Here is a 9,979-nt window from a genome sequence, read left to right on the forward strand (position 1 = left end):
TATAGGCTTGCGGCAGTGATATTTCAAGAAAATTTTGGTGTTTTCTGGAGGATTTTGGTTGCTGGAATGGAGATTTTCTTATATGATAGGGGGAGAAAATGTTATGGAAGGAGAGGATCTGACATGAATTTCAGAGACTTAGCAGAACAGAATGAGCAGTGGATCATTGAACAGAGAAGATATTTCCACGAGTATCCGGAGCTTTCTTTAAAGGAAGTCAACACCACAAAGGAGTTAGGCAAGCGCCTGGAGGAACTGGGCCTGGAGCCGAAGTATTTTGATGATATTACCGGCGTGATGGCGGAGATCAAAGGAGGAAAGGCCGGTGAAGGCGCGAAAACCGTGGCCCTGCGGGCTGATATTGACGCCCTTCCGGTGGAGGAGCACACAGGCCTGGAGTTCAGCAGCAAAAACGCTGGCGTAATGCACGCCTGCGGCCACGACTGCCACATCGCCATGCTGTTAGGCGGCGTGAAAATGCTGATGGAGAAAAAGGATGAGCTGAAGGGAAATGTGCGTATCCTGTTCCAGCCGGCGGAGGAAGTTGCCGTGGGCGAGCGCGCGTTTATCGAGAGAGGGGCGGTGGACGGAGTGTCCGCCATCTACGGCACCCATATCTGGGGCGATTTTGACGCTCCTTACATGAGCTTTGAGTCCGGTCCGAGAATGGCCAGCTGCGATAAATTTACCATCGAGATCGAGGGTTCCTCCGCTCACGGCTCCGCGCCGCATCTGGGCGTGGATGCCATCACCACCGCGGTTCACGTTATTTCTGAGGCTCAGGAGATCGTGTCCCGCATCAATGACCCCTTAAATCCCCTGGTAGTGACCTTCGGAACCATCACCGGCGGACAGCGCTGGAACATCATTCCCAATAAGGTAGTGATGGACGGAACGGTGCGCACCATGTCCCCGGAGATGCGTAAGAAAACGGACGAGATGCTGCGCGCTATCGTGGAGCACGTGACGGCGATTCATGGGGCAAAGGGCACCTACAAGATGGAGTACCTGGCAAACCCGCTGATCAACCGGAGCGATGACCTGTGCCGTCTGGCAGAGGATGCCGCTGTGAAACTCTACGGCGAGGGCTGCTTAAAGCATCTGGAGAAGATGATGGGAAGTGAAGGATTCTCTTTCTACATGGACGAGGTTCCGGGCGTGTACGGATTTGTAGGCAGCCGGGATCCGGAGAAGGGCTATACCGCCACCAACCACAACGACTGCTACACCGTGGATGAGAGCCTGTTAAAGAGAGGCGCCGCCATGTACGCGCAGTTTGCTTATGATTTCCTGGAGGAGAATGGGGACTGAGCTCCGCAATCATGAAATAAAATATAAAAAAGCCGGCCGCCCGGTTTGTGAATCGGGCGGTACGGCTGAAGAAGGAGAATCCATATTTTGTGGGATTCTCCTTTTTGTTTTTATAATTTTTATGAATAGAAAATGGGATTCCTCATGCCGAGAAAGTCTCCGGCGGAGACTCGCATTCTTTCACACTAATGTTCCTCCGCCATGCAAATACCTGAAACAAAGCAGCTTGCAGATATTTCACGGACTCACGGATTCACCGTTTCACGTGAAACATGATCCCTAATTCACACATTTCCAGGCATTCAATCTGTTTCCAAATGCCCCTGAAATCTGCCGTGATTTCTCCAAATCACTCATTCAAATAATCCATCGCATACTGCGCGTACATCGCGGACGCGCCCGGAAGGGCATCCTCATCCACGTTGAACCGGCCGGAATGATGGGGCTCTGCGGAGCCTTTTTCCGGGTTGGAGGTGCCGACGCTCACGTACAGGGAATCCGGCACTTTGTCCATCATAAAGGAGTAGTCCTCGCCGCCCATCTGCGCCGGGGAGAATCCGATTCCGTCCTCGCCGAAAAGCTTTAACACGGTGGCCTTTCCGCGGGCAGATGCCTGGTCCGGATTGTAGCAGGGGAGAGTGATGGCGTCTGCTCTCTCCACTACCAGCTCACAGCGGTAAGCGTCCGCCACGCCGCGCATCACCCGCTCCATGGCAGCCGGAACGGCCTTGAATACCTCCGGATCAAAGCAGCGCACCGTGCCCTCTAAGGTAGCCTCGGCGGCGATTACATTGAAACGGGTGCCGGCCTCAATGCGGCCAACGGTGATGACTAAGGGCTTGTCCGCCGGAAATTCCCGGCTTACCAGGTGCTGCAGATCCAAAGCCGCCGCGCAGGCCGCGAGCCCGGCGTCGATTCCCTGGTGGGGCAGAGCTCCGTGGCCCGGCTTTCCGATAAACTTATATTTAAACCAGTTGGCAGCGGCCAGTCTGGGGCCGGCTTCCACAGAGAAGGTGCCAGCCTTCAAATTGCTGTTTACGTGGGTTCCCATAGTGGCGTCCACCCCGTCCAGACAGCCGGCCTCAATCATGGCTCTCGCGCCGTAAGCCGTCTCCTCCGCCGGCTGGAACAGCAGGCGGACGGTGCCGTTAAAGTCCTCTCTGCAGGCATTTAAAATCTTTGCGGCTCCCAGCAGGGTGGCAGTGTGGGCGTCGTGGCCGCAGGCGTGCATCAGTCCGTCCACCGTGGATTTATAGGGGACGTCGTTTAACTCCTGTACGCTTAAGGCGTCCATATCGGCTCTTAAGGCGATGGTCTTCCCAGGGCCCTTTCCCGTGATGTCGCACATAACGCCGGTGCCGCTGGTGCAGACCACCTTCGGCTCCAGACCCATTTTCTCAAGCTCCTCACAAACCCGTTTGCAGGTATTTTCCTCGTGCTCGCTGACTTCCGGATGGCTGTGGAAATGGCGGCGCATCTCCACGATGTAATCCTTGTTTTCCATGGCGAGCTGTAATGTTTTTTCCATAAGTAAGCTCCCTTCCCGGCACCTGGGGTGCCGTCTTAATATGACAATGATTATAAGTCTTTCTTTTCTCAAAAGCAAGAGTTCTCCTTAAAATGTCTGAAAATTTAACTTAAAGTTTCGATTTCTTTTGATTTCTACATTTCGACAGAATTGTTGAAAACGTATAGACTTTTAGAAGAAAAAAGGCTATAATAAGTTAATTAAATAAAGCGGCAAAGGCTCTCACGTTCCGGTCTGAAAAAACAGGCCGGGGCGTAAAGATAAATATTGCGGTATCCGACCCAAGACGGATGGCGCAAAGCAGCTTTGGGCGCGTCAGCGTCCGGAGAGCAGGTTATTGGGATTTTATAAAAAGGAGGAATTAAGTATGGAACAACTTACGGCGTTAATTGTCGCATCGCCAATCGTTGCCATGTTAGTGCTGTGTATTACATACGGCATTGGTGACTTCATTGGAACCCTGACAAAAGCATGGATTCCGTCCGTATTCGTGGTTGCAGTCCTGTTCCTGTTAGGATACTGGACGTTTTTCCCGAAGGATATTGTAGCTCTTGCAGGTATGGGCGCTCCCTTAGGAGGAACCCTGGCTATTATGATCTGTATTACCCATATGGGTACATCCATCAGCCTGGATGAGCTTAAAAAGCAGTGGAAGATCATCGTGATCTGTCTGGCCGGACTGGCTGGCATGATCGCTGCCTGTCTTCTCATCTGCCCGCACTTTGTAGACTTTAACTACATCATTTCCGGCCTTCCGCCGTTAACCGGAGGCATCGTGGCTGCTACCATGATGCAGGAGGCCGCTCAGAACCTGGGTCTGGAGAGAGCTGCCGTGCTGGCGATCTGTATGTACGTTTGCCAGGGCTTTGCCGGTTATCCCCTTACGGCCATCATGTTAAAGAGAGAGGGCCGCAACCTGTTAAAGGATTACAGAAGCGGCAAGGTGAAGAAGGTTGCTCACACCGGCGAGATCGACGAGGTGAACGGCAAATTTGCCACTGAGACCAAAAAGAGAAAGAAACTGATCCCGGATATTCCGAACAAGTACTACTCCACGGCAGTTTCCTTAGCTACCATCCTTGTTGTTGCATACCTGTCCTCTCTTATCAGTACCTGGACCGGCACCTTCATGGGTGTGTATGCCATCAACCAGGCGGTTATCGCTCTGATCCTGGGCATTGCGGCTACGGAGCTTGGTTTCCTTCGTCCCAATGTATTAAAGGAGAATGGCTGCTTTAACTTCATCATGTTCATCCTGATGATGTACGTATTCAGCGGATTAAACAGTGCTACTCCGGCTCTCCTGCTGGAGATCCTTGGACCGCTGGTGTTCATTATCGTTGTAGGCGTTGCAGGAATGTGTATCGTAGCTACCATCGCAGGCAAGATCTTAAAGGTCAGCACGTACATGGCTATCGCTACCAGCCTTACGGCTCTCTACGGATTCCCGCCGAACTACGTTCTCACCGACGAGGCCTCCAAGGCACTTGCTTCCAACGAGGACGAGAAAAATTACTTAATGGATAATATGCTTCCGCAGATGATCGTAGGCGGATTTGTAACGGTTACGATTACCTCTGTTATCATTGCCAGCGTATTTATCCCGATGCTCCGCGCGTAAAATCAATAGGTATCTTGGGCAGATTTTCGGCAGCGGCGCGTTAGCTGGAAACATCCCGCCGGAAACTTTGCTTGCCGGCGGGATGTTTTTTGTATATAATGAGGATATGAGATTCGTTTTCAGAAAGGATGGGGATTTTTTATGAATTTTAAGGAATTAGCGGAACAGAATGAGCAGTGGGTCATTGATCAGAGACGGTTTTTCCATCAGTATCCGGAGCTTTCCTTTGAGGAGTACAACACCACGAAGGAAATCGGGAAACGGCTGGAGGAAATGGGGCTTACTCCCCATTATTATGAGGACTACCCCGGACTTTGGACCATGATCGAGGGCGGAAAGGCCGGAGCCGGAGCGAAGACCATCGCCTTGCGGGCGGACATCGACGCTCTGCCGGTAGACGAGCACACCGGTCTGGAATTTTGCAGTAAAAATCCCGGCGTCATGCACGCCTGCGGCCACGACTGCCACATCGCCATGCTTCTTGGGGGCATCAAGCTGCTTTTGGAGAAGAAGGACGAGCTGAAGGGAAATGTGAAAATCATTTTCCAGGCGGCGGAGGAGTCCTGCTATGGAGCCAGATACTACATTGACCACGGTTTCTTGGATGACGTGGACGCCATCTACGGCGCCCATATCTGGGGAGATTTTGACGCGCCCTATATGAGCTTTGAGTCCGGCCCGCGTATGGCCAGCGCCGACAATTTCACCATCGAGGTGGAGGGCGTTTCCGCCCACGGCTCCGCGCCGCATCAGGGTGTGGACGCCATTTTAGCGGCGGCACATATGCTGACGGAGATCCAGGCCATCGTGTCCAGAATGAACGATCCCTTAAACCCGCTGGTGGTGACCATCGGCGAGATCCACGGCGGCCAGCGTTTCAATATCATTGCCAATAAGGTGGTGATGGAGGGAACTACCAGAACCCATTCCGCGGAAATGCGCATGAAGACCGAGGGGCTTTTGAGAGGAATTGTGGAGCACGTGGCGGAGTCCTTCGGGGCCAAGGCCACTCTGAAATTTGACTATTATCCCGGCCCGGTGATAAACGACAATGAGGATTTAAACCGCATTGCCAACGCCGCGGCGGTGAAACTCTACGGCGAGGAGAGCTTAAAGAGCCTGCCAAAGATGATGGGCAGCGAGGACTTTGCCATGTTTATGGAAAAGGTGCCGGGAATCTTCGGCTTTATCGGCAGCAGAAATGAGGCGCTTGGCTATACGGCTAAAAACCACAACGATCACTACACCGTGGACGAGAGCGTGCTGAAACGGGGCGTGGCCATGTATGCCCAGTTTGCCTATGACTATCTGGAGGAGATGTCAAAATAAGATGTTTGTAATCACGTGTTGTTCTACGGCGGACATGGACAGGGAATTTTTCCGGGAGAGGGAAATCCCCTTTGTCTGTTTCCACTATCGGATGGATGGAAAAGAATATCACGATGATTTGGGAGAGAGTATGCCCGTCGATGAATTTTACGCGAGAATAGAAGCGGGCGCCTGAGCAGAAATACAGAGAAATGAAAAAGAAAACCCCGGACGCATTCTCCAGCCGGCCGTTTCTGGCCGGGATGGGGGAATGGTCCGGGGGTTTTGCTTGTGTAGTAGGAAACTGCGTTCCCTATGACATAAAAGCCTCTGGCGGGAGGCGCACTCCGCGCAGAGGAAAATGGCTGTTTACGCAGCCGCGCTCCGGCGCGAGAGTGCGCCAAGCGCACACTTTTGTATCAGCGGACAGGTAGGTTATTCCGTGATCAGCGTCTCAAAATCGCTCTGGAACCGCACATTCTCCGCGAAGGTGGTGCCGTTCTCCTGAATGGTCAGGGAGCGGATGTTTAAGTTCTCCGTAAAGGTGTTTCCGATGGCGGCGGCAACGAGCTGGTTGTCGATGGAATCGCCGTCCGGGATGACGGAGAGGTCTAAGACGGCGGATTCTGCCGTAGTCACAGAGGCTGCCTCGCCAGGGCCGCCGGAATTGTTCTCGGACTCGCCGGTGGTCTCAAAGGACAGCACCTCGCAGCCCTCCGGAAGAACGCCGTACTCCACCAGCTTTTCCACCAGGGCCTCGGCATCCGTGGCGGCGATGCCGTCCATCATCTGGCGCAGGCCGGTTTTGTTCTCGTCGGGAACGTAGATGGATGCCATTTCCAGAACCTCTGCCGTGGGATCCGGCACTTTATCGGAAGCACCGCCGGTGGACTGTTCCACGTTGATTCCATCCGCGGGGCTGGTCTCTTTCTGAGTGGGGGAACAGGCCGCCAAAGATACGGCAAGCAGGGCTCCTGTAACACATAATGCAAGTTTTTTCATTTTGTAGATTGCCTCCTTCATTCATTGGGTTAAAAGCTGCTGAACCAGTCTTTAAGCTTTTCCAGCGCTTTTACCAGGGCCGCCATCTCCTCCGGGGTCAGAGCGGAACGGATTCCGTCGATCATCTCCTGGTGGAAACGGGCGTGATGAGCGTAGGCTTTTCTGCCTTTCTCTGAGAGGGAAATGTAGACCACGCGCCGGTCCTCACGGCCTCGCTCGCGTGTGACGTATCCTTTTTTGACCAGGCCGTTCATGGCAATGGTCAGAGTGCCCACCGTAACGGAAAGCTGTTTGGCGATGGTGGACATATTTTTCGGTTCTCCCAGTCCGATCACTTCTATGACGTGCAGGTCGTTGCTGGTAATATCGCGAAATTCCTGGGCTGCCACCGCCTTCTGTTCAATATCCATGATGTCCCGAAACAGATGGACTAATACGTCGTTCAGCGTTTGATTGCTATCCACTTTTTTCCCCTTTGTTTTAGATGTGAATCCTGTGTATCTAAAGTCTCCAACTGATTATACATGATTTTTCCCGGCATTACAACTATGTAAAATTTAGGAAATTCTTACGTTCCTGTGTCTTTTTTGTGTCTTATGCCTCAGGAAACGGTGGCCTTTATGGCATAAAAGCCTCCGGCGCGGATGTTACGCCGCGGCCAGCAGAAGGGACGCGGCCACCCCGGCGGCGGTGGCGATGAAGGCGCCGGCTAAGGTGTAGCGGGTTTTTGTGATGCCCACGGAACCGAAGTAGACGCTGATGCAGTAAAATACCGTTTCCGTGCAGCTCATGAGGATGGAGGCGGCCATGCCGGTAAAGGAGTCCGTGCCGTACTGGCGGAAGATGTCTAAGAGCAGGCCGGTGGCGGCGGAATTGGAAATGAGACGGACTAAAAGCAGGGGAACCAGGGGCGGCGGGATGTGGACGAGGGCGGCGGGAGCGGTGAGGATTTCCCCCAGAAAATCGAGAAACCCAGAGGCCCGCAGCACTCCCACGGCGGTCATCAGGCCTACCAGGGTGGGGAGAATGCCGGCCACGGTTTTCAGGCCGCCGGCGGCCCCCTTTAAAAAGTCATCGAACACGGGACGGCGGGAGAGAATGCCGAAACCGATGATGTAGAACAGCAGCAGGGGAACGATGATGTTGGACAGAAACAGCAGGAGGGACATAAAAACACCGGGGAATGCCATTTTTACCAATGTATTCCCCGGCGCGCCGGTTCATGACCGGTTTTAAGAGGCAGCCTGGGAGAGGGACGAGGTGGCCATCCAGGCCTTCATGTAGCTTTGGAGAATGGGGAAGGGCGCGGGGCCCGTTTCCAGAAGGAGGGTGTGAAAGCTCTTTGCGTCGAAGGAGGTCCCCAGGGTTTCCTTCGCCTCCTCCCGCAGGTTTTTAAATTCCAGCCAGCCTACGTAGTATTCCAGGTAATTGGAGGGGTTATCTATCATCACATCGTACATCCGGTCCACAGTGTCCCGGTCGGTGATGCCGTAGGTCTCCTCCAGAAACGCGGCGGTCTGATCCCTGGTCCAGCCGTAGTAGTTGATGTTTAAGTCTAAAATGGCGTGGATGCCTAAGGTGACGGCCTGGTTGTGCATCTGGAGTTTCTGCAGGTCTGGGGACAGGCCGTTGTCAAAGAAGTAGGACTGAAATTCCGCATAGGTGGCCCAGCCTTCCGTGTAGGCGGGGAAGGAGAGGGCGTGGCGGAGAGGCTCGTCGCAGGAGGCGGTGAAATAGACCGTCTGGTACAGGTGGCCGGGATAGCCTTCGTGGGCCAGAGTGGTGTAAATGGGGGTGCCGTCGTAGCGCTCATTTCGGTTGATGTAAATGACGTTGTCCTCGTAGCGGTCGATGGGCGGCGTTAAGTAGAGGGCGGGGCTTAAGGCCAGCTCCAGGGACTGGGGCACGTCTTTTACGGTGCAGGTGCAGTCCGGCAGCTGCGGAAAGTCCGCCTCAATCTGAGTTTTCAGATCTTCGATCATGGTGTCCGCCTCCGTTTCCCGGAAGGAGGCAGTGAGCATTTCCTCGTAAAGCTGCGGATTTAACAGCTCGGCGACGGCTGCCGCGTCCTCCTCGATCTGGTAAGTAACCGCGTCCGTCAGGGCGTCCACGGACGGGTAGGAGGTGCCGGTGGCGGCGTATACCAGGTATTCATAGTAGGCCTCGCCGTCGGGGTAGCCGCACATTCCCATCTCGTTTGTACCCATGCCCTTCAGAGAGGTCAGAGTTTCGATCAGGGACTGGTAGGCGGGGAGAAAATGTTCCGCGATCAGGGTCACGTGCTCGTTCCGCCATTCCTCCTTTTCCTCCTCGGTGACGCCGGTCAGGGTTTCCAGCCGCTCGTCGAAGGTCTCTGTGAGGAAGTTTTCCTGGGGGACTACCAGGTAGGTTTTGCAGGAGTCAATGATCCGGTCCAGGGTGCCGTCGCTGTAGCCTAAGCCGGACTCCGCCTTCTGCTTTTCAAAGGCTCCCAATTCTCCGAAGTAGGTGTCGATCTGGGACAGGAGGGAGAGGTAATCGGTCACGTCGTCCCGGTCGTAGAAGGTATATTCCGCCAGCAGCAGGGGCAGCTGGGCCTGGACGCCGATGGTGGGGGCCAGCGGGCGGCTGTAAAGCTCCAGGCCGTCGCTCATCAGGGCCGTTTCCAAGTAGGAATTTAACACCGACCAGGTGAGTTTCTGCTGGTCGGAGAGGGCGCTGGTGTCGAAACCGTGCAGCTCCTCATATACCTGCTTGGTGTCGGCCATATCCTCTTTCAGGGCCTCCAGGGAGACTTCCCCGAAGGGAGACTGGGCCTCGGTGATCCCATAGCGTTCCGGGTCTGCCAGGGTGAAATGGAGGGATAGCTGGGAGGAGGCGATATTTTCCCGAAACAGCCGTTCTGTGAACTGGTCGAACCGGTCCCGCTCTTTGACGGAGGTTTCCGTATACTGCTCATATTCCTGAGACGGGGCGGCGGCAGAGGTGCCGGTGATGTCCGGCACAGAACGGCAGCCCGGCACCAGAAACGCCGTGGCCAGCAAAAGGGAAAACGCCAGCAGGGCAGCGCCCAGACGACGGTGGATGGGGTGGCATTTATTTTGGGTTGGTGGCATCGGTTCGTGGTCCTCCTTTTTTGCGGTTTTTCCTAATTATAATATATATTGGGGGAGTTGACAAATCATACCAGAGGATAGGGCAAAAGAACAGGGGGATACGGCGAAAAACCG

The 9,979-nt window shown here is 54.3% G+C and carries 9 protein-coding genes; 4 read left to right on the forward strand and 5 right to left on the reverse strand.

What is annotated here, in order from left to right; translation table 11 throughout:
• Positions 1-123 precede the first annotated feature (123 nt).
• On the forward strand, positions 124-1,311 hold the full coding sequence (locus B5E84_RS14090) for an amidohydrolase (protein ID WP_087223844.1): 1,188 nt from the start codon (positions 124-126) through the stop codon (positions 1,309-1,311).
• Between the two features lie 349 nt (positions 1,312-1,660).
• Here B5E84_RS14090 and B5E84_RS14095 read toward each other — a convergent pair whose 3' ends face one another.
• Positions 1,661-2,839, reverse strand: a complete 1,179-nt coding sequence (locus tag B5E84_RS14095; RefSeq protein ID WP_087223846.1) for an amidohydrolase — start codon at positions 2,837-2,839, stop codon at positions 1,661-1,663.
• 367 nt (positions 2,840-3,206) lie between these two features.
• On the opposite strand from B5E84_RS14095, the gene B5E84_RS14100 reads away from it, so the two are divergent.
• From B5E84_RS14100 to B5E84_RS20645, 3 genes are all read left to right on the forward strand, one after another.
• Positions 3,207-4,460: a hypothetical protein gene (locus B5E84_RS14100; protein WP_242963384.1), complete on the forward strand. Its 1,254-nt coding sequence runs from the start codon at positions 3,207-3,209 to the stop codon at positions 4,458-4,460.
• 141 nt (positions 4,461-4,601) lie between these two features.
• Positions 4,602-5,789: a M20 family metallopeptidase gene (locus B5E84_RS14105; protein ID WP_087223848.1), complete on the forward strand. Its 1,188-nt coding sequence runs from the start codon at positions 4,602-4,604 to the stop codon at positions 5,787-5,789.
• 1 nt (position 5,790) lies between these two features.
• Positions 5,791-5,964, forward strand: a complete 174-nt coding sequence (locus B5E84_RS20645; protein ID WP_162612867.1) for a hypothetical protein — start codon at positions 5,791-5,793, stop codon at positions 5,962-5,964.
• Positions 5,965-6,203: 239 nt separating this feature from the next.
• Here B5E84_RS20645 and B5E84_RS14110 read toward each other — a convergent pair whose 3' ends face one another.
• From B5E84_RS14110 to B5E84_RS14125, 4 genes are all read right to left on the reverse strand, one after another.
• Positions 6,204-6,770: a GerMN domain-containing protein gene (locus B5E84_RS14110; RefSeq protein ID WP_162612868.1), complete on the reverse strand. Its 567-nt coding sequence runs from the start codon at positions 6,768-6,770 to the stop codon at positions 6,204-6,206.
• A gap of 29 nt (positions 6,771-6,799) precedes the next feature.
• Positions 6,800-7,234 (reverse strand): MarR family winged helix-turn-helix transcriptional regulator, encoded by a 435-nt coding sequence (locus tag B5E84_RS14115; RefSeq protein ID WP_242963385.1) that lies wholly within the window; start codon positions 7,232-7,234, stop codon positions 6,800-6,802.
• Between the two features lie 183 nt (positions 7,235-7,417).
• The gene (locus B5E84_RS14120; RefSeq protein ID WP_087223862.1) at positions 7,418-7,939 is read right to left on the reverse strand and encodes a nucleoside recognition domain-containing protein; all 522 of its coding nucleotides are present in this window, start codon (positions 7,937-7,939) and stop codon (positions 7,418-7,420) included.
• 63 nt (positions 7,940-8,002) lie between these two features.
• On the reverse strand, positions 8,003-9,865 hold the full coding sequence (locus B5E84_RS14125) for a DUF885 domain-containing protein (protein ID WP_087223852.1): 1,863 nt from the start codon (positions 9,863-9,865) through the stop codon (positions 8,003-8,005).
• Between the last annotated feature and the right edge of the window lie 114 nt (positions 9,866-9,979).

It is taken from the genome of Lachnoclostridium sp. An14 (assembly GCF_002160755.1).
In the GTDB taxonomy this organism is placed as follows: Bacteria; Bacillota; Clostridia; order Lachnospirales; family Lachnospiraceae; genus Lachnoclostridium_A.